The organism is Botrimarina mediterranea (assembly GCF_007753265.1).
GTDB classification, from domain to species: Bacteria; Planctomycetota; Planctomycetia; order Pirellulales; family Lacipirellulaceae; genus Botrimarina; species Botrimarina mediterranea.
The window spans coordinates 5,073,804-5,097,839 of record NZ_CP036349.1 but is presented as its reverse complement, the minus strand read 5'-3'; the positions used below and the strand labels follow the sequence as shown (position 1 = coordinate 5,097,839).

19 protein-coding genes are annotated in these 24,036 nt (G+C 64.6%); 10 read left to right on the top strand and 9 right to left on the bottom strand.

The features are described from left to right. Nucleotides 1-288: 288 nt before the first annotated feature. Nucleotides 289-3,987: a preprotein translocase subunit SecA gene (secA, locus tag Spa11_RS19580; RefSeq protein WP_145115777.1), complete on the bottom strand. Its 3,699-nt coding sequence runs from the start codon at nt 3,985-3,987 to the stop codon at nt 289-291. A gap of 537 nt (nt 3,988-4,524) precedes the next feature. Here secA and Spa11_RS19575 point away from each other — a divergent pair. After that, nucleotides 4,525-5,928 carry a tetratricopeptide repeat protein gene (locus Spa11_RS19575; RefSeq protein WP_145115772.1) on the top strand — a complete coding sequence of 468 codons (1,404 nt, stop codon included), beginning with the start codon at nt 4,525-4,527 and terminating at the stop codon, nt 5,926-5,928. Nucleotides 5,929-6,334: 406 nt separating this feature from the next. Here the strand turns inward: Spa11_RS19575 and Spa11_RS19570 are convergent, their stop codons facing one another. From Spa11_RS19570 to Spa11_RS19560, 3 genes are all read right to left on the bottom strand, one after another. Beyond that, complete coding sequence (locus Spa11_RS19570) at nt 6,335-6,817, bottom strand: hypothetical protein (protein ID WP_145115768.1); 483 nt, start codon at nt 6,815-6,817, stop codon at nt 6,335-6,337. A 321-nt stretch (nt 6,818-7,138) separates the two neighbouring features. Next, nucleotides 7,139-8,923: a DEAD/DEAH box helicase gene (locus Spa11_RS19565; protein WP_231933046.1), complete on the bottom strand. Its 1,785-nt coding sequence runs from the start codon at nt 8,921-8,923 to the stop codon at nt 7,139-7,141. Further along, the gene (locus tag Spa11_RS19560; protein ID WP_145115764.1) at nt 8,910-9,380 is read right to left on the bottom strand and encodes a hypothetical protein; all 471 of its coding nucleotides are present in this window, start codon (nt 9,378-9,380) and stop codon (nt 8,910-8,912) included. Before Spa11_RS19560 ends, Spa11_RS19565 begins: the two co-directional genes overlap by 14 nt. A 397-nt stretch (nt 9,381-9,777) precedes the next feature. Between Spa11_RS19560 and Spa11_RS19555 the strand changes: the two genes are divergently transcribed. The 9 genes from Spa11_RS19555 (at nt 9,778) to Spa11_RS19515 (ending at nt 19,963) form a co-directional block, all read left to right on the top strand. Beyond that, the gene (locus Spa11_RS19555; RefSeq protein ID WP_231933045.1) at nt 9,778-10,248 is read left to right on the top strand and encodes a hypothetical protein; all 471 of its coding nucleotides are present in this window, start codon (nt 9,778-9,780) and stop codon (nt 10,246-10,248) included. 255 nt (nt 10,249-10,503) lie between these two features. Next, entirely contained in the window at nt 10,504-11,643 is a 1,140-nt protein-coding gene (locus tag Spa11_RS19550; RefSeq protein ID WP_145115761.1) for a phenylacetate--CoA ligase family protein, read from the top strand. Beyond that, complete coding sequence (locus tag Spa11_RS19545) at nt 11,633-12,190, top strand: hypothetical protein (RefSeq protein WP_145115758.1); 558 nt, start codon at nt 11,633-11,635, stop codon at nt 12,188-12,190. Before Spa11_RS19550 ends, Spa11_RS19545 begins: the two co-directional genes overlap by 11 nt. A gap of 28 nt (nt 12,191-12,218) precedes the next feature. Further along, entirely contained in the window at nt 12,219-13,640 is a 1,422-nt protein-coding gene (locus Spa11_RS19540) for an aldehyde dehydrogenase family protein (RefSeq protein WP_145115755.1), read from the top strand. A 78-nt stretch (nt 13,641-13,718) separates the two neighbouring features. Further along, nucleotides 13,719-14,861 (top strand): iron-containing alcohol dehydrogenase family protein, encoded by a 1,143-nt coding sequence (locus tag Spa11_RS19535; protein ID WP_145115752.1) that lies wholly within the window; start codon nt 13,719-13,721, stop codon nt 14,859-14,861. Nucleotides 14,862-14,931: 70 nt separating this feature from the next. Further along, nucleotides 14,932-16,047 (top strand): outer membrane protein assembly factor BamB family protein, encoded by a 1,116-nt coding sequence (locus Spa11_RS19530; protein WP_197529526.1) that lies wholly within the window; start codon nt 14,932-14,934, stop codon nt 16,045-16,047. A 6-nt stretch (nt 16,048-16,053) separates the two neighbouring features. Then, nucleotides 16,054-16,455, top strand: a complete 402-nt coding sequence (locus tag Spa11_RS19525; RefSeq protein ID WP_145115743.1) for a GxxExxY protein — start codon at nt 16,054-16,056, stop codon at nt 16,453-16,455. Nucleotides 16,456-16,507: 52 nt separating this feature from the next. Next, complete coding sequence (locus Spa11_RS19520) at nt 16,508-17,803, top strand: coproporphyrinogen-III oxidase family protein (RefSeq protein WP_145115740.1); 1,296 nt, start codon at nt 16,508-16,510, stop codon at nt 17,801-17,803. A gap of 276 nt (nt 17,804-18,079) precedes the next feature. After that, nucleotides 18,080-19,963: a two-component system sensor histidine kinase NtrB gene (locus Spa11_RS19515; protein ID WP_145115736.1), complete on the top strand. Its 1,884-nt coding sequence runs from the start codon at nt 18,080-18,082 to the stop codon at nt 19,961-19,963. Nucleotides 19,964-20,021: 58 nt separating this feature from the next. On the opposite strand, the gene Spa11_RS19510 is transcribed toward Spa11_RS19515, so the two are convergent. The 5 genes from Spa11_RS19510 to Spa11_RS19490 form a co-directional block, all read right to left on the bottom strand. Next, nucleotides 20,022-20,513, bottom strand: a complete 492-nt coding sequence (locus Spa11_RS19510; protein ID WP_145115731.1) for a HEAT repeat domain-containing protein — start codon at nt 20,511-20,513, stop codon at nt 20,022-20,024. 88 nt (nt 20,514-20,601) lie between these two features. After that, entirely contained in the window at nt 20,602-21,273 is a 672-nt protein-coding gene (locus tag Spa11_RS19505) for an ABC transporter ATP-binding protein (RefSeq protein ID WP_145115727.1), read from the bottom strand. A 291-nt stretch (nt 21,274-21,564) separates the two neighbouring features. Next, nucleotides 21,565-21,996 carry an acyl-CoA thioesterase gene (locus tag Spa11_RS19500; RefSeq protein WP_145115724.1) on the bottom strand — a complete coding sequence of 144 codons (432 nt, stop codon included), beginning with the start codon at nt 21,994-21,996 and terminating at the stop codon, nt 21,565-21,567. Between the two features lie 104 nt (nt 21,997-22,100). Then, a complete protein-coding gene (gene rpsR, locus Spa11_RS23340) occupies nt 22,101-22,376 on the bottom strand; it encodes a 30S ribosomal protein S18 (protein ID WP_231933044.1) in 276 nt (91 codons plus the stop codon). Between the two features lie 249 nt (nt 22,377-22,625). Then, nucleotides 22,626-23,966, bottom strand: a complete 1,341-nt coding sequence (locus tag Spa11_RS19490) for a glycosyltransferase family 4 protein (protein WP_145115720.1) — start codon at nt 23,964-23,966, stop codon at nt 22,626-22,628. Between the last annotated feature and the right edge of the window lie 70 nt (nt 23,967-24,036).

Sequence of the window (24,036 nt, the reverse complement as noted above, 5' to 3'; positions counted from 1 at the left end):
ACGCAGATAAACGCGGATGTCTAACAGGACGGAATATCAGGTGATCGGCAAGTCGATGCGCGGGACGGGCTGAAGATTCTCAGCTGGTGGGACAGAGACGGGCTGCTGCTGTTCGTAAAATTGCCGCTGGCGCTCGAGCGCTTCCCACTTCGAATGGCTAGCGTTCCAAGCGAGGAGGCCTTGCAGGATGCAGATGAAGCATAGGAAGTAATTTGTTCTTCTTAGTCGTCTGGCTTTCTCAGGCGAAAGCCATCCGTGTTCATCTGCGTCCATCTGCGGCTCCCTTCCTCAGGCAGCAGAACCCGACCCCGCCCGCAAGCAGCACTGCTTGTACTTCTTCCCGCTGCCGCAGGGGCACGGGTCATTGCGGCCGACTTTTTGGTCGCGGTTGCGGATCGGCTCGGGCTTGGCGTCGGACTGCGACTGCGTCGGGTCGTCCGGGTCGGCCTGCTGCTCTTGTTGGCTCGCGGCTTCGCTGAGCGTGCTGGCCGACTCGTGCTTGGCGGTCGCCTCGGCCCAGGTGTTCGACACGAAGTCCTCGTTGAGCTGCTCCATGCGGAACACCAGGTCGGTGACGTAGGCCCCGACCGAGTCCCACATCTGCTCGAACATCCGCATGCCTTCGCGCTTGTACTCGACCTTCGGGTCGACTTGCGCGTAGCCCCGCAGGCCGACGCTCGACCGCAGGTGGTCCATCGCCAGCAGGTGTTCCTTCCAACCCTGATCGAGCACTTGCAGCAACAGCTGCCGCTCCATGCGACGCATCTCGGGGCGGTAGCGGTCCTCGACCATCCGGTCCACGAGGCGCGTCGCTTCGGCGCGGGTGAGCTTGGCGAAGGCCGCCGTGTCGAGCGCGTCCCCCGTCTCGTTCTCGAGCCAAGCGGCGAACTCGGTGAGCTTCTCCTCGGCGCCGCCGATCGACGCCAGCGTCGCCTTCGAGTCGGCCGACTTGAACAGCATCTCGACGCGGCTCTGCGCGTCCGCCGCGACCTTCGCCGCATGGGCGTTCGACTCGCGGCTGTACTCGATGAGCTGCTGGCGGATCTCTTCGCGTTGCTTGCTCTTGAGGTCGTCCAACGAGACGTTGACGCCGAAGCGGCGCGACGACCAATCGACCAACCCGTCGCGGTCGAGCGTCTGTTGCTTGGCGCCGAAGCGGTACATCGCCGCCAGGACCGGGTACTCCGCCTCGCGGGCGTCGTAGGCCTGCTCGGTACGCTCGTGAGCGACCTGCTTGATCTGGTCCGGCTCCAGCGGGGCGAGCTCCGCCGGGTCGAGCAGCACGCCGAACTTGTCGCGCATCCAGGCGCACGCCGAATCAACGCCGAAGCTCGGCTTCAGCAGCGGCTCGCCGCCCGACAGATCGACCTTGGCGAGCGCTTCGTTGGCCCGTTCGATCAGTTCGGTCGAGAGGTGATCGCGGCCGACCTTCTTGAGGTCGCGGTCACGCAGGTTGAGGCCGAACCGGGCGTTGGCCCACTTGGTGATCGCGTCCCAGTTCCATTCCGCCTCGTCGTCGGCCGGCAGGTTCTCTTCGATGGCGTCGAAGATCTGCGCCTCGGCTTGGCGTTCGGCCTCGTCGTGGGCGAGGCGGTCGGCCTCTTCGAACGACAGGTTACGGAAGTCACGCGGGTCGAGCTCGACGCCGAACGCCTTGCCGGCGCCGGCGGAGAACGACTCGATGCCGTACTTCGCGTCGAGCAGCACGTCGAGGCGCTGGTCGATCTGCTCGTGGATCATGTCCAGCAGCAGGCCGCGGGTGTTGGCGCCGTCGAGGATCTGCTGGCGGTAGCCGTAGACGCGCTGCCGCTGCGAGTTCATGACCTCGTCGTACTCGAGCAGGCTCTTCCGCGCCTCGAAGTTCATCTCCTCGCGCTTCTTCTGAGCGCCTTCGATGCGGCGTTGGACCATGCCCGACTCGATCGGCTCGCCGTCCTTGAGGCCGAGCGACTGCATCATCTTGCGGACCCAATCGCCGAAGAAGATTCGCAGCAGGTCGTCTTCGAGCGACAGGAAGAACCGGCTCGAACCGGGGTCGCCCTGCCGGCCCGAACGGCCGCGGAGCTGGAGGTCGATGCGGCGCGCCTCGTGGCGTTCGGTGCCGATGATGTAGAGGCCGCCCAGCTCTTTGACTTCCTTGCCCTGCGTCTTCATGCCGAACTCTTGGTCGATCGACTTGACCAGTTCGTCCCACTCTTCGTTCGGCACGTCGAGGCGCGAGGCGTACTTCTCTTGCAGGCGGGCCCACGCCATGGTCTCGGGGTTGCCTCCCAAGACGATGTCGGTGCCACGGCCCGCCATGTTTGTGGCGATCGTGACGACGCCCAGCCGGCCGGCCTGCGAGACGATCTCCGCCTCGCGCTTGTGCTGCTTGGCGTTGAGCAGCTCGTGCTTGACGCCGCGTTGCTCGAGTAGCCGCGACAGCCGTTCCGACTTCTCGATCGACACGGTGCCGACGAGGATCGGCCGACCGGGGAGCTGGACGTGCTTGACCTTCGACTTCTCAAAAGTCTTGGTCTCTTTCTTCGCGGCGAGCTGAAGCTCAACCTCGGTATCCGTTTCCTTGATCAGCGTGCCGATGAACCACTCGCCGTTCTTCAGCTCGACGGTCGTGTGCTTGTTGACGCGCTCGATCTCGTCGGCGAGCGCTTCGAACTTCTCCTTTTCGGTCCCGTAGATCACGTCCGGGAACTCGATGCGTTGCATCGGCCGGTTGGTGGGGATGCCGATGACGTCGAGCTTGTAGATCTGCCAGAACTCTCCGGCCTCGGTGAGGGCGGTGCCCGTCATGCCGCTGAGCTTCTTGTACTGCTTGAAGAAGTTCTGCAGCGTGATCGTGGCGAGGGTCTGGTTCTCCTGCTTGATCTGGACGCCTTCTTTGGCCTCGACCGCCTGGTGCAAGCCGTCGGACCACTGGCGGCCTTCCATCAGGCGGCCCGTGTGCTCGTCGACGATCACCACGCGGCCGTCGGCGACAACGTAGTTCACGTCGCGCTTGTAGAGGTGGTGGGCCTTGAGCGAGTTGTCGATCAGGTGCGGCCATTGCATGTTGCCGGCCGTGTAGAAGCTCTCGACGCCGGCGAGCTTCTCCGCCTCGCGGACGCCTTCCTCGGTGAGGTTGGCCGTGTGCTCTTTCTCTTTAACCTCGAAGTGCAGGCCGGGCTTCAGCGCGCGGGCGACGCGGTCGGCTTTCTGGTACTTCGTGACGTCGTCTTGGGCCGGGCCCGAGATGATCAGCGGCGTCCGCGCCTCGTCGATGAGGATGTTGTCCACCTCGTCAACGATCGCGTAATGCAACCTCCCTTGCGCCTGCTGCGCGTGCTTCGGGAAGCGGTCGTCGCCGAGCGCCGCCACACGCATGTTGTCACGCAGGTAGTCGAAGCCGAACTCGTTGTTCGTGCCGTAGGTGATGTCGCAGGCGTAGGCGTCCTGACGCTCGTCGGGCTCCATCCCCGAGTAGATCGCGCCGACGGTGAGGCCAAGGTTCGTGAACAGCGGGCCCATCCACTCCATGTCGCGGCGGGCCAAGTAGTCGTTCACCGTGACGACGTGAACGCTCCCGGCGAGCGCGTTCAGATACGCCGGCAGCGTCGCGGTGAGGGTCTTGCCCTCACCGGTCACCATCTCGGCGATGGCGCCCGAGTGGAGGATCATGCCGCCGATCAGCTGCACGTCGTAGTGCTTCATGCCGAGGAACCGCGTGCCCGCCTCGCGGCAGACGGCGAACGCTTCGACCAGCAGGTCATCGAGCGTCTCGCCTTGCTCCAGCCGCTTGCGGAAGAGCACTGTCTGCTCGCGCAGCTCCTCGTCGCTCATCGCCGCGTACTTTGGCGCCAGGGCGTTGATCGCCGCGACTTTCGGGTCCAGCTTCCGCAGGTTGCGGGCGTTGGCCGAGCCGAAGATGCCCGTCACGGTCCGTTCAAAGCGGCCGAGGACCGCGTTGATGATCGTGCCGAGGGTTTCCCAGATGCGTTCGAGCAGCTCCATGGCGAGCCTGGACTAAGTAGCGGTGTGCGGGGAGAGGGAGGCGACGCTGGGATTGCGGTAGCGGAGGGAGCTCCAGGCTCACCTGCCAAACTGGCGGACCCTCCCGCACTCTCGCACCCTGGCGGGCGGTGTGGCGGAGGGGGGACGGTTCAGCGCATGCCTCGCGGCTGCGTCGCAAGCGTCGGCGGGGCCGATGGGCCCTGCTTTGTGTCGTAACTACTTGTGGAACAAAAGTTTATCGCAATTTGAAGGCAGGGTCAACGCTGGATTTAGCCACCCCCCTGGAGAGGTTGCCAACTCCGCATAACCGCTCGACTCGGCAGCCGATACGCCCTGCGGCGGGCTTTTCATGTGCAATGCCCGTTCCACCACCGTGCCCGAAGTCCAACCTTGCGGTAAGCTGTGACCACCAGACGGGGGGAACTCCGTCCTGCCGACCGGCGACTTAGGTGGCGGAAGCCGCCCTAAGTCTCGGCATCCCATCACTTTTCATGCGATAGCACCCGACCCTTCCAGGGCTTGCCTCAAGAGGACCCCATGTCCGCTGTCAGCCGAGTTTTCTTCCCGCTCCGCGTCGCTGCTGCGGCGGGCTTCGCCGCCCTCGTCCTGTCAGGGGCAGCCGTCGCTCAGCAGGCCCAGCCCGAAGCCGCCGAAGGCGCGATGGGGGCGATCGACATCGCCGCCCTCATCGGTGATAGCGTCAGCAACCCCAGCGACGCCCGCTACAGCGACGTCGCCGAGGCGATCCAACGGTTCCGCAACCGCGACCAGCTCTCGGCCCGCACGTTCCTCGAGCGAGCGGTGCAGAAGGACCCGAAGCTGCCGCCCGTCGGCGTGCTGATGGCCAAACTGCAATTGCTGTCGGGCAACGCCGCTGGCGTGCGGCCGGCTCTTGAGCAAGCCGTCCAAGAGGACTCGGCAGGTGATCCGGAGCCCTACCTGCTGCTCGCCGAAGAGGCCCTCGCCGGCGGGCGGACCATCGAGGCCGACGCCCTATTCGACAAGGCCGTCTCGATGATCCAGTCCTACGACGCCAACGCTAAGCGCAAGCGGCAGTTCGAGATCCGCGCCTACCGCGGCCGGGCCATCATCGGCGAGCGTCGCCAAGACTGGGAGCAGGCCGAGAGCGACCTCCGCAAGTGGATCGAGCAAGACCCCGAAGAGCCCAGCGCCTACCAGCGGCTCGGCCAGGTGCTGTTCCAGTTCCAGACCGACGCCAAAGACGCCGAGGGCTTCGCGGCTTTCAAGAAGGCCAAGGAGCTGAACAAGGAGTTGCCTAGCCCGTACGTCTCAGCGGCGCTGATGTACAGCCGCAACGGCAAGACGGACCGCGCCATGCAGTCGTTCGAGAAGGCGTTCAGCGAGAGCGGCACAGACCAGACGACGCTGATCGCCTACGCGCAGGCCCTCGTGAAGGCCAACCAGTTGCAGAAGGCCGAGACGGTGCTCAAGAAGGCTCGCGAAGTCGCCACCAACGTTGACAGCGTCTGGCTGCTGTCGGGCGTCACCGCCCGGATGGCTGGCGACAACAAGGCGGCCGAGCAGTACCTGATGCGCGCCCTGTCTCTGTCGCCGATGAACCGTGACGTGCTCAACCAGCTCTCGCTGGTGCTCTTGGAGTCCGAGGCCGAAGGCGCCAAGGCCCGCGCCTTGCAGTTCGCTCAGCTCAACCAACAACTGAACCAGAACAACCCGGACATCAACGTCACGCTCGCCTGGGTCCTGTTCCAGAACGGCGACGCCCGCAACGCCACCGCCGCACTCCGCCAAGGCCTGCAAGGCGGCGCGCTGAGCCCCGACGGCAGCTTCCTGCTCGCCAAGATCCTCCTCGTGCGCGACGACAAAACCAACGCCAAGCGTCTGCTCGAGTCGGCCCTCAAGAGCGACCAGGGCATCTTCGTCGAACGCAAAGAAGCCGAGCAGATCCTCGGCACTTTGTAGGGTCCGCTGTGCGGACCGTAGTTCTCGCGCAGAGACGCGGGAATTTGAACAATAAGTCTCACGCCAAGGCGCAAAGCCGCCAACAACGTGAAAACTCAAACTTCGCGCCTTTGCGTGAGTCCTCCGACCACTTACGTGGCCGGCTCGACTTGGTCCCTCTGCGACTCCGCGTCTCTGCGCGATTCGTTTCGGCCCGCGCAGCAAAAAAGGTCGTGACAGGCCGATCCGTCGACCTGCCACGACCTTTGTCCTGAAGCAAAACACGAGCCCGTGTTTCGCCCTCCCGTCTCCGTCATCGGCATGACGATCGGCGCGGGTAAAGCGAAAGTGACGCGCCCGGTCAGGAGGCTGGTCTGGCGGTGACGACTGGCGAATTTAGAGAAACTTCGCCGCCTGCGGAGGGTGACTAGTAGCCTCTCTCGGGGTCGATCATGATCTTCCGCTGCAAAGATTGCAGGGCGTCGATCCACACCCCGCCCTCCGCAGCAGGCGCCGCCGGCGCGGCAGGCAAGGGCGCCAGCTCTCGACGTGGCGGCGCCGTGGGGTCGATTGACACGACGCCTAGCACGACGGCGGTCTCTTCCTCCATCCCGTCCGGCAACCGCTCGACTTGGCCCAGCCGAGGCTCCGTGCCGCCGATGTACGGCGTCCGGCGGCAATGCAGGTCGTTGAGGCAGGGGCAGTTGTAACGCCCGTCACACTCACCGATGCGCTCGGGGTCCCCCTGCCAGTAGACGTTGTGGCTCCGCATCGAGGTCGAAGACGCCAGCGGCATGCCGTTGGTGTAGGTCGTCACCGGATTCAACAGGCAGTTCCCCGCCATGCTCATGCCAGGAAACGCAGCGACCGTCAGCGCGGTGCGCAGCACGAGAAACGTAGTGGCGTTCATACCATTGGTTCCGCAGGAGGCGGGGCCGCGCCGAGCGGTCGGCGGCGGCATGCGGGGGGAGGGCCCTCAAGCATTACCGCGCTGTCAATGGCAAGCGCGATGGGCGGGGAGCGAATAGCGACCGGCTGTGCGTCGCGAGCTTCGCTAAACGGATCTGATGGAAGAGTTTGCGCTTGAGTAAAAGGTTACGCAGAGGAAATATTCGCTCGTGGCGCCCTCTGGTTGCTGACGCTCACGGCTCGCCGGTGAGCGATAGGCGAGCCGTGAGCGTCAGCGGCCGGAGTGAATCACCAGCGACTCAAAACCCGAAACCGTAAACCCTTACGCCGCCCCGCGCGCCGAAGGCCCGCGTAGCGGAAACAACGCAAACAACTCGTCGCGCGATAGCCCCGCCGAGCCGGCGCCGACGCCGTCGCGGAAGACCTCGTCGAACAGCTCTCGCTTCTGTTGCAGCACCTGATCGATCCGGTCTTCGATCGTCCCGGTGGCGAGCATCCGCGTCACCGTCACCGGCCCCGCGGCGCCGATGCGGTGCGCGCGGTTGATCGCCTGGTCCTCGACGGCCGGATTCCACCAGCGGTCGAAGAGGAACACATAGCTGGCGAACTGCAAGTTGAGCCCCACGCTCCCCGCGCCGTAACTCATCAACAGCACGGGGCAGTTGGGATCGTTCTTGAAACGATCCAGCACCGCGTCGCGGCGCTTGTGCGGCACGCGGCCGTGGTACTGCTCGGTCTCGTAACGCAGGCCCGACTTGCCGAGTCGCTCGGCGATCCGCTCGACCGTATCGACCCACTGGCTGAAGACGATCGCCTTGCGGCCCGAGGCGACGCACTCTTCGAGGTCGGCTTCGAGTCGGTCGAGCTTCGCGCTCGCGCCGGTCACGGGGTCGAAGTTGCAGACCTGCTTGAGTCGCAGCACGAGCTCGAAGACATGGTGGATGGTAAGCTCGCGTCCCTCGGCGCCGTCCAGCTCACGGAGGCGGATGACCCCTTCGTCTTCGGCGCGTTGATAGGTCTCCCACTGTTCGGGCGAGAGGTCGATCGACGCGTCGTGGATCATCTTCGGCGGCATGTCGTCGAGCACGAGGTCCTTCGTGCGTCGGATCACGCTGTCGCGCACCGCGTCGCCGACAGCGCGCGGCGTCATGCCCGGACGTAACAGGCCCGGCGAGACGAACTCGAAGATGCCCACGAGGTCATCGAGCGAGTTTTCGATCGGCGTCCCCGTCAGCGCCCAACTGCGGCTCCGCACCAAAGCGCGGACGGCGGAGCTGGTTGCGCTGCCAGGGTTCTTGATGCGTTGCGACTCGTCGAGCAGCACGAGGTCGTACGGCCGCTCGGCCGCGATCGCCGCGTCGCGCACCAGCGTTTCGTAGCCGACAAGGGTGACCACGGAGGTATCGTTTCGCCAGGCGAACTCCCGCCGCGCCGGCGAGCCTTCGACGATCGTGACCGACAACTCCGGCGCCCACAGCCGCAGCTCGCGGCGCCAGTTGGTCACCAACGGCTTGGGGCACACCAGCAGCACCCGCCGCGCTTCGCCACGATGCGCGAGCACCCGCATGGCGGTGATCGACTGCATCGTCTTGCCGAGGCCCATCTCGTCCGCCACGACGGCGTGGGTCCGCGGGCACAGGAAGGCGACCCCCTCCATCTGGTACGGGAACGCATCGAACGGCAGCGGTAACGATTCGGCCCGCAACAACGCTTCGATCGGCGGCTGCAAGACGCACATCAAGCGGTCCTCAAGCTTCACCATATCCGCCGGCGGTCGCACAGGGGTGCGCCGCGCTGGGCGTTCGGTCGCTTCCGCGGCGTCGGTGCGGGGCTTGCGCGGCAGGCTTGGCGACATCTTGCCGGCGAGCCACGCCTGACCCTCCGGCAGCACCGCGCCGTGCGTCTTGATGGCGAGCGACGGCCGCGGCATCGACAGCACGTCGAGCACGCGACCACGCAGCGACGCGGCGTTGTACGAACGCGTTGGCGCGAGCGGCCGCACGCAGCCATCGCTTAGGTCTCTAGAAACGCAGTGCGAAAGCTCATCGCACGACCAGCTCGTGACCTGCACGCTCGCCGCCGGCGTGTCGGCGTCATGCGGCGGCACGTTCGTCGCCTCCGGTCACCAGGCGTTGCGCCTCGCGGATCGCTTCGCGGACACGATCAAAGGGCTCGGCCGGGTCGATGGCGTCCGCGAGCGCCGCTAGCGATTCGGGGAGCGACGCGTTGATCGGCGTTTCATCGTTAAGGATGATTGTCTCAACCCCCGCAGCGCGCCCGGCGCCGGCGGTCGGCTCGTCGAGCACCAGCAGCACCGAGAGCGGCAGTTTGCACTTGCCAATCAGGGCGCCGCCGATCTGCTCGCCGCAGACGAAGTCGCGTAGCGTCGGCCCGAACAGGATCTGCTGCGCTCGGCTCGGCTGGACCGGCTCGGTGCAATGGAACTCGAGCGGCCGGCCACGGTCGCAGACGACCAGCAGGCCGCCGGTGTAGCCGTGGAGGTCGTCCTCCACCACCAAGAGGTAGCCAAACGCAGCGGGTCGCGGATCACGAGGGGCCGTCACTCGGGAGTCTCGTCGGAGGTGGCAGGCACGGGAGCAGGCACAGCAGGGACGCCCCGCTAGCACGGTGGCGGCGTCGTCCCTCCGATAAAGAGATCGGGACGCGGGACCGACCCGCTTTAGGCGTCCGCGTTTTCGTTGCGACCCGTTCTATCGGCGCCAGCGGCGCCGCCGCTGGTTTGGCGGCAAGAAAAGCTCTTGAATGACCTCAAGTCGTCGCGCCGGATGCTGGATCGGCCCGACGGGCCTCGGTAGACTGGCTGGATCGCTGTCGCTGCCTCCCGAGGCGCCGACGGCGGCGCCCGGCCCCCATCGCAGGGGGTCGCCAGCCTCGCTAGCCAGCCAATCAAGCCCCGCCGCACTGCCGGCCGCGCTTTCCTCTAGTAGCCGTCGCCGTTTGATGAGCGAAAAAAGCCTGTTGCCGCACCTCTTTTCGCAGCTCGACGTGACGACCGGCGCCCAACGCCCGACCCACGTGACCGCCCAAGACGAGCAAACGGAGTTGCTGCGGGACGTTCTCGCCGCCCAGGACCGCACCAACGAGTTGCTAGAAGAGCTGGTGGGCGCGCTCACCTCTCAGCAGCGCCGCCGCCAGGAAGAGATGCAGCGCTGGCGCGACGCCAACCCGCAACTCGCCGAGAACTGCCGCGAAGCGGCCGAGGTCCTTAGCGAGGTGCAGGTCGATTACCTCGACCGCCTTACCGAAGACGTCAAAGACAACGGCTCGGAAATGGCCTACGGCGACTTCCTGCTGACGGAGTTCGTCGATCGCTACGGCCCGCGGTTGGCCCACCTCAACGGCGTCATCCAGGCGCTAGCCCAACTCGGCGGCTGCCAACCAGCCCCCGCCGACGAAGAGCAAGAGGACTAAGGTTCGGTCTGAGTTTCAAAAGCCGATTCCATGCGAGCCGGGTGGCGTCAGCCCCCGGAGTGAAACGCCGTTTCAAATAGGTCAATGGCCGAGTTCCTCCGGGGACTCACGTCTCCCGGCTCGCACGAAGCCCTTTCTGGCTTCGAACTCGGTATGACGGCTCGCGCCCGGTCTGCCCGGTCGGTTGCCGGCCGGGGGCCTCTCTTCTATCGTGCGAACGTCTGTTCGTTCGTTTTGGCCCCGCTGTAGTGCGCTATGTCCGCCGCTCCCGCCGTTTCTTCGGATGATCTGCCTTCGGACGACGCCGTCGCCCAGGCCCGCGCCGCCCTCGACGCCCATGCGGTCGAGATCGTGCAGTGGCATTTCCACGAATCGACGGGGTGTCCCTTCTGGCTGGAAAAAAAGAAGGAGCTGAAGTTTGATCCGCTCACCGAGGTGAAGTGCTTCGAGGACATCAAGAAGTTCCCTGACTTCGAGGACGAATGGCTCCGCGGCGGGCCCGTGCGGCGATGGGTCCCCCAGGCCTACGCGGACAAACCGATCTATGTCTTCGAGACCGGCGGCACGACGGGCATCCCCAAGAGCCGCATTGCGATCGATGATTTTAGGACCGACTATTCGAACTTCAGCGACACGCTCCCCGACAAGTACTTCCCGCCGGGGAGCAACTGGCTGATGCTCGGACCGAGCGGTCCGCGTCGGTTGCGGCTGGCGGTCGAGCACCTCGCCCAGCACCGCGGGGGCATCTGCTTCTGTATCGACCTCGACCCGCGCTGGGTCGTCAAATGCCTCAAGAAAGGCCAGATCGACCACGCCAACGACTACAAGAAGCACTGTATCGATCAGGCGATCACGATCCTCACCGCCGGGCACGACGTCCGGTGCATGTTCGGCACGCCGAAGCTGATCGAAGCCCTCTGCCTCGAACTCGAAGAGCGCGGCACGAGCCTCGCCGAGGCGGGCGTCACCGGCATCTTCTCCGGCGGCACCGAGTTCACGCCGCAGTGGACGAAGTTCTGCGTCGAAGAGCTCTTCGGTGGCCCGCCCGAGGAGAGCGGCGTCTACATGACGCCCACCTACGGCAACACGCTGATGGGCCTGGCGTGCAGCGAGCCCGTCACGAAAGCCAACGGCTACAAAATCACCTACCACGCCCCCGAACCGCGCGCGGTGCTCGAGGTCGTCGACTTCGACAAGACCGACGAGGTCGTCGGCTACGGCGAAACGGGCCGCTCGAAGCTGACAACGCTCACCAAAGAGTTCTTCGTCCCCGGCTTCCTCGAACGCGACGAGGGCGAACGCGAACCGCCCCACGCCATGTACCCCTGGGACGGCATCAGCGGAGTCCGGCCGTTCAGCCGCTTGGCGGGCGGGACAACCGTGGGTGTGTATTGAACTCGTGGGGGCAAAGTTTGGAGCAAGATCAATGAGAGGGGGGATCGGTGCGTGGTTGCAGCGTCTCGGGTATTTGTCGAAGTATCCGCCTCCCAGCAATAAGGCAGCTGGCTCAAGAGCAATTGCCGCGGTCTCTGTATGCGACGTAAGCCACATCTTCGAAAAGTATGGGCTTGATGCGGACAAACCCTCTTCAGAGTCTAGGCGTAAAGCCATGGAGGAATTGGAATCCTGGGCAATCAGCGGAGAGCAAGAAGCCCAAGAATCTCTAGCGGAATTGTATGCTGAACCAGGGCCACTCAGGGATCCCAGCAAGGCGTACTTCTGGTTTCACATCGCCTTCAGCTTCAAAGGAAACGGTTACTCGACCGAATTCCGCAACAAAGAAAAATCGCCACTCTACTGCGGACCTGTCGGCGACTTTCGAAATGAGGCTCAAGTGTGCGAATTGGTTGATGAATTGGGTCTGGCGCAAATCCAACTGATAGACCAAGAAGCACGCGCTTGGCTCCAAGCGTTTCAGGATTCGTTAGACGTACAATCTTGATTAAGAAGCAAACAATAGTGGTTTAAGAATGATCGAACTGAAATCCATCCGCTGGGGCGAGCCCTACGAGTCGCTCGAGGTGGACGAGGTCAAGCACTTCTACACGGGCGAGCCGGTCGCACGCGTGCATTGCGTCGGCGGCGGCATCATCCAGCGCGACGGGAAGAAGGCGAAGAACGCGCGGCGGGCACTGCAAGCCATTCCGCCGGCACAGTTGGTGAATCGGCTCAAGAAGGCGGGCGAGCTGTTCGAGTCAGGAACGCTCACCATCGGCGACACAAAGCAATCGCCGCAGGACTTCGTCCGCACTCAGTCGGCGACCACGGGCATGCCGATCGCGATGTGCCAGGCGAACGTCGGCAAGAACGCGTTCGTGATGAAGAACATCGACCGCATCCTCGACTGCCTGACGCGCGGACTGTCGCTCGACATCCTCGCTCGCGGCTACGGCGAGGAGAACCGGGGCGTCACCGTGAGCTATCAGGCAGAGTGTGACGCGCTCGGCGCCGTGTTGCCGTCGAACTCGCCCGGCGTTCACACGCTGTGGCTGCCGGTGATCGCGCTGCAGATGGGCCTGGTGCTGAAGCCCGGTTCGAGCGAGCCATGGACACCGTACCGGGTCTTCGCCGCGATGACCGAGGCGGGCATCCCGCCCGAAGCCTTCTGCCTCTACAACGGCGCTGGCGCCGACATCGGCGGAGCGATCCTGTCGAGCTGTCGCCGCGCGATGATCTTCGGCGGGCCGCAGACCGTTGCCCAGTACGCCGGCAACGAGAAGGTGCAGGTCCACGGCCCCGGCTACTCGAAGGTGATCTTCGGCGACGACTGCGTCGATGATTGGGAGAAGTACGTCGATCTGATGGCGGACAGCGTCTACCGCAACGGCGGTCGCAGTTGCCTCAACGCCAGCAGCATTTACGCGTCGCGCCACACCAAGGCGATCGCCGAGGCGATCGCCGCGAAGCTCGGCCCGATCGAAGTGCTCCCGCCCGACGACCCGCAGGCGGGCCTCGCCGCGTTCACGATCCAAGGCGCCGCCAAGTCGATCTGGGGATCGATAGAAAACGACGCCAAAGCCCCCGGCGTCACGCACGTCACCGAGCAATACGGCGACCGGCTCGTTGAACGCCCGCCGGTCGCCTACCTCCGCCCGGTCGTGCTGCACCACGCATCGCACGAGAGCGAGACCCGCAACAAAGAGCAGATGTTCCCGATGGTGAACGTCGTCGAGTGCCCGCAAGACAAGATGCTCGCCGCGATGGGCCCAACGCTGATCTGCTCGGCGATCACGAACGACGAATCCTTCCGCCGCGAGTTAATCAACTCGATCGACATCGACCGACTGAACCTCGGCCCAATTCCGACGCCGCAGGTGGATTGGTTGCAACCGCATGAGGGCAACTTGATCGAGTTCCTCTACCGCAGCCGCGCTCTCCAGGTAGCAAATTGATAAGTAACCACAGATGAACACGAATGGACACAGATGTTGTCCTATCCGTGTTTATCTGTGTCCATCTGTGGTTCCTCCATGAAGCCCTTCGATTTCCACTGCCCAACTCGCATCGTCTTCGGCCCCGGCCGAGTGGCGGAGCTGGGCACATTGACGGCGGAGCTTGGTGTCAAGCGGGCGATGGTGGTGTCGGATCCGGGTATCATCCAGGTAGGGCACACGGGACGTTGTGTTGAGTTGCTGAATGCCGCGGGCGTTGAGACGCTCGTCTTCGATGGCGTGCAGGAGAACCCCACAACCGACAATGTCGATCGCGGCGCCGAGGTCGCGCGCGACTATCGGCCCGACGCGATCATCGCCGTCGGTGGCGGCAGCAGCATGGACTGCTGCAAGGGGATCAACTTCGTCTACTCGTGTGGCGGGCGGATGCAGGACTACTGGGGCGTCGGCAAGGCCACGGGGCCGATGCTGCCGATGATCGCTGTGCCGACGACCGCCGGCACCGGCAGCGAAGCCCAGTCGTTCGCCCTCATCAGCGACGCCGAGACCCACGTCAAAATGGCGTGCGGCGACAAGCGTGCCGCGTTCCGTATCGCCGTGCTCGACCCCGAGCTAACACTGACGCAGCCGCCACGGGTCACGGCTCTGACGGGCATCGACGCGCTGAGCCACGCCGTCGAAACGCTCGTCACGAAGAAACGCAACGAGATGTCCCTCAACTTCAGCCGCACGGCCTGGCGGCTACTTTCGACGGGGCTAGAGCGGCTCATCGACGAACCTAACAATAGGGAATGTCGCGGCGACGTGCAGCTCGGCGCATGCATAGCGGGCCTCGCGATCGAGACCTCGATGCTCGGCAGCGCCCACGCCGCCGCCAACCCGCTAACCGCTGCTTTCGGCCTGCCGCACGGAGAAGCCGTGGGCCTGATGCTGCCGCACGTGGTGCGTCACAACGGGAGGCTCCCTGAAGTCGCCCAGGCCTACGCCGAATTGGTCGCAGCAACCGGCGAGCCGGTCGGCAATCCCGTTAGCCAGCTCGCCGACCACCTCGACTCCTTGCGACATCGCTTTGGCCTAGCGGGTAGAATCGCAGAACTCGGCGTCGCCCGCGAAGCGCTCCCCCAACTCGCGGCCGACGCGGCCCGTCAATGGACGGGTACGTTCAACCCCGTTGAAATGGGCGAAGATGACTTCCAACGTCTTTACGAAGCGGCCTTCTAGAAGTCTCACGCAAAGGCGCGAAGGCGCAAAGGAACTGAAAGTAAGAACCTTTGCGCCTTCGCGCCTTTGCGTGATCGTTGCTTTTCTGTTCTTAGGAAGTGTTGCCAACGCCGATTGGCCCTTCGCTCGGGGCGGGGCCGAATCGACTGGCGCCACGGACGTGTCATTGCCGGATGAGCCGCAGGTCGTGTGGACCTACGAGGCGGGCGAGACCTCGCTCGAAGCGACGCCGGTCGTCGCCGACGGCATGGCCTACTTCGGCGATTTCGATGGGACGATGCATGCGGTTCGTGTCGCGGACGGGTCGCTGGTTTGGAAGCGGGTGGCGAGCGAGAACGGATACACGTCGCCGGCGGCGGTGGACGGCGAGGCGCTGTACGTGCCCGACATGAACGGCGTGGTCGCTTGCCTCGCGACCGCCGACGGCGCCGAGCGCTGGTCGTTCGACGCCGAGTCGGAGATGTACGGCGGACCGCTGGTGCATAAGCTCGCTAGCGGCGAGTCGCTGGTGCTCGTCCCCACCGAGGCGGGCACGCTCCACGTGCTCGACGCGGCGACGGGCAAGGAGAAGTGGAGCTTCACAATCGACGCGCCGCTGCGGTGTACGCCAACGGTCGTCGGCGGGAACGCCTTGCTCGCCGGCTGTGATGGGAAGTTGCACACGCTCGATCTCCAGACGGGTAACGAGACCGGCGCTTGCGACATCGGCGACCCCACTGGCAACACGGCCGCGGTGGTGGGCAGCGTGGCCTTTTTCGGCACCGAAGCCGGCGCGTTCCTCGCCGTCGATGCCGCGGACCCGGCCAAGCCCGTTGTGAAGTGGACCTACCGCGACCAGCGTTCGCGGCAGGGCATCCGCACCGCCGCCGCAGTGACGAAGGACGCGGTGGTCTATGTCAACCAAAGCAAGGTGGTCTTCGCTCTCCACCCCGACAGCGGCGACATGCTCTGGAACTGGCGCACCCGCAGCGGCGTGGACGCCTCGCCGCTACTACTCGGCGACGGCAAGGCGCTTGTCGCCACCTCGCGCGGTCAAGCGATGCTGCTGCATCCGGTGAAGGGCGACCCGGTGTGGGAAGAAGACTTCGGCGGCGCATTCATCGCCTCCCCCGCTGCCGCGGACGGCGTGGTCCTCATGCCCAACACCGACGGCCGACTCTACGCCCTCGGTGGCAAGAAGGAGTAGCCGCAGATGAGCGCTGATGAAAGCAGATGGCCCCTTGAGGAAGTTACCGAGACCGTTATTGGCGCCGCATTCAAAGTATCGAATGAGTTGGGAGTGGGCTTTCTTGAGCGGGTTTATGAGAACGCTCTTGCTATAGAATTGCGGGAGGCTGGGTTAGTTGTCGAACAGCAAAAGCCCGTCAAGGTTCTCTATCGTGGCGTTATCGTTGGAGATTATCAGATCGACCTACTGGTAGAGAATCGTCTGGTGCTCGAACTTAAGCACGCGAGCGGGCTAACCGACGCCCACCTTGCCCAAAGCCTCAACTATCTCAAGGCAACAGGATACGAGCTCGCCCTTGTGATCAATTTCGGAACCTCAAGAGTCCAAGTAAAGCGAGTCATCCGCTCCCGCAATCATCACCAATAATCATCCGCGCCCATCCGCGCCAATCTGCGGCTAACTTAATCGGCGGCGAATCATGTCCGAAGCGACCAAGACCGAAGTCGGCTCCTACTTCATCAGCAACTACCCTCCTTTCTCGCAGTGGTCGAAAGAGGCGGTAGAGGACGCGGTGGCTGCGCTGGGGTCGCCGCCTTTAGCTGACACGCCGTTAGGGCTCTACTTGCACCTGCCGTTCTGTCGCAAGCGGTGCAAGTTCTGTTACTTCAAGGTCTTCACCGACAAGAACGCCGCGGAGGTCGAGCGTTATCTCGCCGCGCTCTCCAAAGAGATCGAGCTGGTGAGCAAGCAGCCCGTCATGGGGGGGCGTCCGTTCCGGTTTGTTTACTTCGGCGGCGGGACGCCCTCGTTCTTGTCGAGCCGTCAGCTCACACGCCTCGTCGATCGTCTGCGTGAGAACATCGACTGGTCGCTCGCCGAGGAAGTCACCTTCGAGTGCGAGCCCGGCACGCTCAGCGAGGCGAAGGTCGGCACGCTCAAGGAGATTGGCGTGACGCGGTTGTCGCTGGGCGTCGAGCACTACGACGACAAGATCCTCCGCGACAACGGCCGCGCGCACGAATCGATGGAGATCGACCGTGCCTGGCCCTGGATCGAGGCCGCCGGCTTCGACAGTGTCAACATCGACCTCATCAGCGGCATGGCGGGAGACACCACCGAGAAGTGGCAGGCCGCCGTCCGCCGGGCGATCGACATGAACCCCGGGAGCGTCACGATCTACCAGATGGAGCTGCCGTTCAACACGGTGATCTCCAAAGGCGTGCTCGCCGGCGAAGAGTCGCCGATCGCGCCGTGGCAGCAGAAGCGCGACTGGCTCGATTGGGCTTTCGACCAGCTGCTCGACGCCGGCTACGAGCAGTCGAGCGCTTACACGATGGTGAAGCCAGGCACGAAGTTCAGCTACCGCGACAATCTCTGGCGCGGAAGCGACCTCTTGGCCACTGGCATCGCCAGCTTCGGCCACGCATCGGGCGTCCACTACCAGAACCACCCCGAGTGGGAGCAGTACCTCGGCGCGCTCGAGGCGGGCCAGCTTCCGCTCGGCCGCGCGCTGCGGATTACGCCGCACCAGGCGCTGGTGCGTGAGATGGTGCTGCAACTGAAGAAAGGCCATATCGCGCCGTCGTACTTCCAAGAGAAGTTCGGCGTCGCTATCCGCGACGAGTGGGCCGACGTCTGGTCCCGCTACGAGGGGGACGGCCTCGTGACATTCGACGACGACGCGATCCACCTCACCCGGGCGGGCTTGTTGCGAGTCGATTCTTTGCTCCCGGCGTTCTTCGAGCCGGAGCACCAAGGGGTGCGTTACACCTAAGGTCTCATTGTTTGGACCTATAGTCGGTCTTCGCTGTGGGAAACCACCTTCGGTTTCCCGATAGGGCCGATTTGCGAACGGCGCGGAAGTAGGGATTTCGCTGTGTGGATAGCGACCATCTAGCGCACGCGACTGCGGGAATCACGTCGCTAGCGCGTTGCTGTTAGAGGCTCCGCGCCGAAGGCTGGACTTCTAACGCGGGGATCGCTACGCGACCTAAGTTTAGGCATTGCTTCCCCTAAGAATGCCGCCGGTCGTTACGCCGAATCGAACACGATGTTACCCCACGCCCTCGATCCCGCATCGTCGCTCCGTCGCCGTTACTTGCTCGGCAAGGTGGCGATTGTGTGTCTCTCCATCGCTTCGGTTGCTTCGCTCGAATGGGCGCTGCACGCTTGCAACCGCGACGCGATGATCTTCCAGACGGTGCTGGGCCAAGTGACGCAATGCCAACGCTTGGCTTCCGCGATCGACGCAATGCCGGCGGCAACGTTGCAACCGGACACTACGCCCTCTGGCTTGGAGTACACGCGGGTGCGCGACGAGCTCGTGCAAGGTCACGAGCGCCTAAAGTCACAACTAGCAACGTCGCTCATCGACAGCACCGCCCAGCGTGACTCCCTGCTGATGCGGCTCGACGCCGCCTTCGCGCGTCTTGCCAAAGTCGATCCGCAGAAAGCGCTCTCGGAAGCCGAGGCTGCCGACGCCGACTACCTGCTGCTTGTCGAAGAAGTCGGGCGGCAGTTCGTCGCAGAGACGGTAAACCGAACCGAGCTGCACAGCGGTGTCGGAATCGGACTGCTCATCGCGTCGCTGATCTTGACGGCGTTCGTGGCGGTGCTCGTGTTCGAGCCGGCGGTCCAGTCCATCCGCCAGTCCTACGACGCGATGGTGACGCGCAGTGGGGCGATTGAGTCCAAGAACGTCAAGGCCGAGGAAACCGCACGGTCGCTCCGCGAGTCGCTACGGTTCAACGACGCGATCTTGCAGACCGCCGCCGACGGCATCGTCGTTATCGACCGGCAGGGCAAGATCCTTTCGGCCAACCCCTCCGCGCATCGGATGTTCGGCCTCGAACCCGGCTCGCTCATCGGCTCGGAGGTGACGACGTTGATGGGCTCCTACGACCGTGAGCACCACCACGAATACATCGCCAAGTACGAGCAGACCGGCGCCAGCAGCGTCATCGGCCAAACGCGCGAACTGGTCGCCCGCCGCGGCGACATGGACTTCTTCCCGATCGAGTTGTCGGTCGCTGTGATGGAGTGGGACGGCCGCCGTGCCTACACGGGCTTTCTCCGTGACGTTTCGGAACGCCGTGATCTACAGAACCGGCTGGCTCAGGCGGAGAAGCTTGAGTCGATCGGTCGCCTCGCCGCGGGCATCGCTCACGAGATCAACACGCCGTTGCAGTTCATCAACGCCAACACACAGTATCTCGGCGAGGCGTTCCCATTGCTTGCCGAGGCCGCGGCCGGAGGCACGGCGACCCAGCCGGAGAAGCTCGAGAAGATCGCCTCTACGATCCAGGATGCGATCAACGACAACGTCGTCGGCATTGCCCGCGTCAGCGAGATCGTCAAGGCGATGAAGGAGTTCTCGCACCCCGGCGAGAAGTTGAAGTCGATCGGTTCGGTCAATACCTGTGTGCAGAGCGCGGTGACAATTACGCGAAACCGCTGGAAGGGCGTCGCGGACCTCGAGTTGCAACTCGACGAAGACCTCCCTGCCTGCGACGTGTACGTCGCCGAGTTGAACCAAGCGCTCTTGAACCTGATCGTCAACGCCGCCGACGCGATCGGCGAGGCCAACGGCAGCGAGGCCGAGCCAGGCAAGATCACGATCCGCACCTGGGCCGACGCGGAGACCGTGAATCTCGTCGTGGAGGATTCCGGTCCGGGCGTTCCCGACGAGGTCTTGGCGAAGATCTTCGACCCCTTCTTCACGACCAAGGGGGTCGGCAAGGGAACCGGTCAGGGCCTATCGATCGCCCGCGACATCATCGTAAAACTGCACGGCGGCGTCTTGGCCGTCGAGAACCGTCCCGAAGGGGGGGCCAGCTTCACGATCCGCCTGCCGCTGAGCACGCAGCCGTCGCCGCTCCCCGAAGAAGATCCCGCCGCGCCGAAGTGCCCCTTCGCCAAAGCGTCGCTCGCTTGATTGTTGCGAAAGGTTGAACCCAAAAGGCTAGGTTCGCGGCGCCCAACCGTCGCTTGGGCTAGCCGCCCAGGTTCGCCAGCGCGGTTGAGGCGAGTCGCTTGATGCGCGGCGTGGGTCCCGATTCGGCGATTGCACGGAGCGTCCCCTCGGCGGGCTTCGCGTCGGCGCCGAGTTTGCCGATCGCCCACACCGCGCGCTCGCGAACCTCATTGAGGGCGTCGTCGTTCTTCGCGGTTTCCTCGAGCGGCGCGAGAAACGGCGTGGCGGCTTCGCCCGACCGGCCGAGCATCGTCGCCGCCCAGTACGCCACGTTCTCGTCGGGCGACGCCACCAACTTGGCGAGCTCGGGCAATTGCTCAACCGGGGGCGGGCCTAGCTCTTCCAACGTCCCGATGCAGAGGTCCACCAGCGCGGGGTTGCCACAGGCGGTCACCAGCGCCAGCGCGGCGGGCGAGGCGTCGGGGCCGAGCGTCGCCAGTTCTTCGGCGGCGGCCACCCGGCGGGAGGGCTTGTCGGTCAGCAGAGCCACGGCGAGTTGATCGACATCCATTTTTAAGGAAGTTGTCGCGGATCGGGTTTCTACGAGTGAGATTCGTCACGCCGGCCCCGGTTGCTTCCCGTCGGCCAGCAGCTTTCCGTTAAGACAGTAGCTGTCCTTCGCACAGGCGTGCCGTGCGGCCCATGCGGGCGGCGAACTCGGGGCTATGGGTGGCGGCGATTAGCATGCCTTCTCGCTCGCTCTGAATCGAGAGCAAAACGTCGGCGACCGCGTCGGCGTTGCGGCCGTCGAGGGCGCCCGTTGGCTCGTCGGCGAGCAGCAGCAGCGGGTCGCGAACCAAGGCCCGGGCGATCGCCGCCCGTTGCCGCTCGCCGCCGGAGAGCTGGGCCGGCCGATGCGTAAGCCGCTCACCGAGCCCGACGCGACGCAGCAGTTCGGCGGCCCGGTCGGCGTCTTCGCTGGTCGCCTTGCCGTCCGACAACAGCGGGGCGAGGACATTCTCCAGCACCGTGCACTGCGGCAGCAGGTAGTGGTCCTGGAAGACGAAGCCGATCGACTTTGCTCTGAACCGGGCCTGCTGGCGTTCGCTAAGCGAAAACGGATCGACCCCGCCGATCTGCACCGACCCGGACGTGGGCTCATCGAGCGCTCCCAGAATCGCCAGCAGTGTGCTCTTCCCCGAACCGCTCGGTCCGACGACGGCCAGGCTCTCACCCCGGCTCAACTCCAACTCAACCCCATCCAGCACCACCAGCGGCTCCGCCGGCGTGGGGTAACTTTTCGAGAGGTGATGAACGACGAGATCAGGCATGCCTCTATTTTGGCGTCGCTTGCAGGGAAGGAGATAGGGGGGATGTTGGTGATAGGGGGGATCGCAAGCGGACGGCGGAGCCGTTCGCTGATCAGAATCAAACGCATCTTGCGTCGCGCTTGGCTATTTGGAGATTAGGCGCCAGCCGCATAGCGGCTGCCCGCGCAAATCTCTTCAGAACAGAGAGCAAGTGACTGCGGGTGAAGGATGGACCCTACGCAGGACGTTGAGAATCGCTCCGCGATCCCCCCTATCACCAACATCCCCCTATCTCCTTTCCTAACCAACGCCTCACTGAGCGTACCGGCGCAGGAGGGCGACGATGTCGGCGGGGATCGGGATCGGTTGGGGCTTGGCGCCGTCGTGGAGGCGGCAGCAGACGCTCGTCATCTCGCCGACGGCCAGCTCTTCGCCATTGCGGGAGAGGTGAAAGCCGTAGGTGACGCTCGTCGTGCCGAGCTTCTGGACCACCACGTCGATATCGACCTCGTCCTCGCAGCGCGCCGGGCTGTGGAAGTCGCAACGGGCGCTGACGCGCGGGAAGCTGATCTTGGCGTCGCCGCCGTCGGGGTCATTGATGCCGAAGACTGAGAGACCCAGGCTCCGCAGCAGGGCGTGCTCGGCGCTTTCCATAAAACGGAAGAAGGCCGAGAAGTGCATGATGCCCGCCATGTCGGTGTCGGAGAACTCGACCATCCGGCGTGTGCGGAAGGGGGCGGGCATAGCTCAAAATCCTGCACAAGAAATGCAACTGGCCGCCGCTGAACATCGCCAGCGACGGCCAAAGTTGCTTGAATCAACTATCCGACAATTAGTCGGCCCGATAATCAGTCGGCAATGTAGGGCATCAGCGCCATGAAGCGAGCCCGCTTGATCGCCGTGGCGACCGCGTGCTGGCTCGAGGCGTGGCAGCCGCTCTTGCGACGGCTGACGATGCGGCCGTGGCGGTTGGTAAGCTTGGTGAGCAGCTCGATGTCCTTATAGTCCACGTACATCGGCGTCGGCTTCACGCCATCGACGTACAGCGGGTCCTGGCGGACCGTCTTGACCTTGTTGCGACGCTTGGTGGGGGCGCGGCGGATACGCTTTTTGCCGAAGGCCATAACAGTAACTAGCGGGTGCAGGATGGACGCATAAGGCCGCTCCCGGAGCGGTCGAGCCCCATATCTTAGCGGCATCGACGGGGGGCACAAGGGCGGCAGGGCGGGCGTTTTTGGGGCGGGGACCAGCTTGGTGGGTCGCCGCGGGCTGCCGGCTACGGCTGCGAACCACGGAAGAAGAGCCATCTGGTTGGGTCGAAGCCGCGGGCGGAAGCCAGCGGAGCCTCGCCAAGACGCTCCCCCTCTAACCCTCTATCGGCTCCCCACCAGCCCCCGATACACCGCCAAAGTCTCGTCCGCCATACGGCCCGCATGGAACCGCTCACGCACCGCTGCGGCTCCGGCCTGTCCGAAGGCCCGTCGCGCCGAAGGGTCGCTCAGGAGCCGTTCTAGAGCCTCTGAGAGGCCTTCTGGGTCATGTGGCCGGTGGAGGAGGCCCCCGCCGGTCGTGGCGACCATCTCCGGAAACGACCCGTGCTCCGGCAGCACCACCGGCACGCCCACCGCCATCGCCTCCAGGGCCGGCAGCCCCTTGGCTTCGGCGTAGACCGTCGGCGTGCTGAACACGTCCAGCGACGCCAGCAGGGCGTACTTCTGGGCCCGATCGAGCTCGCCGTGATAGCGGAACCGCCCCGCGAGCGCCCCGAACTCCGACTTCTTCCGCAGGTCGATAAGGTAATTCCGATCCCCCGCGCCCAGGTAGCCGCCGGCATGCAGCTCAAACGCTAAATCGGGCCGCCGCTCCGCCAACCGCTCGCAAGCCTCGACCAGCAAGTGCAAGCCCTTCTCCCGACAAACCCGCGCGAAGTACCCCACACGAAGCGGTGCTCTATCCGCGTCACCCACCGCACTTAGCCCCCGGTCATCGACCGGGGGTTCGTCCCGGTAAACGCGCCCTACCACGCCCGCCAAATCCAACCCATGCGGCACCACATGCACCTTATCCCGCTCCACCCCCAAGTACCCCGCCATGAAGTCGGCGTAGTACCCATTGAGCGCCGTGAACCCCGCGACCTCCGCCGCCCGCTGCCGTAGCAGCGCCCGGGCTTCTTCGTAGTGCGGCGCCGTCAGCCCTTCGAGGAACAGGTCCTCACCACTCAACGCACAAACCACAGGCGGCCCGCAGCGCAGGGCGATTCGTCGGGCCATCCCCAGCAGCATCGAGTTCGACAGGTGCACCACGTCGGGCTTCGCTTCATCGACGAGCCAATCGACGAGCTGATCGAGTTGCCGGGCTTGGTTCCCTTCCTCGCCCCGGAGCATCGAAACCGTGAGCGCTCCGAGCTTCGCCGGATCAACGCTTCCCGCGCCGCTGGTGGCGAACTTGAGGAACCACTGGCTATCGACAAGGTTCTCCAGCCACCGCGGCGCGCGGCGGAACCAGGGCGACACCTGCTTGAGGTACGAGTTCACCCCGCCAAAGAAAACGCGATCAACCGGCGCGCTCGGCTCGTCGGTCCGCAGCGGCGTGTAGGTCGGCACGAGAAACACGTCCTCGCCCTTCGCCCGCAGCGCGTTGGCGAGCGTGTTGTCGTGCAAACAACTCCCGCAATACATCCCTGCGGCGCCGGCGGCTAGGTAGGCAATCCGCATAAGTAGGGAACCACGAAGGCACGAAGGACACGAAGGGAGCTACCGTTCCAGCATGCCAAGTATTCATCAA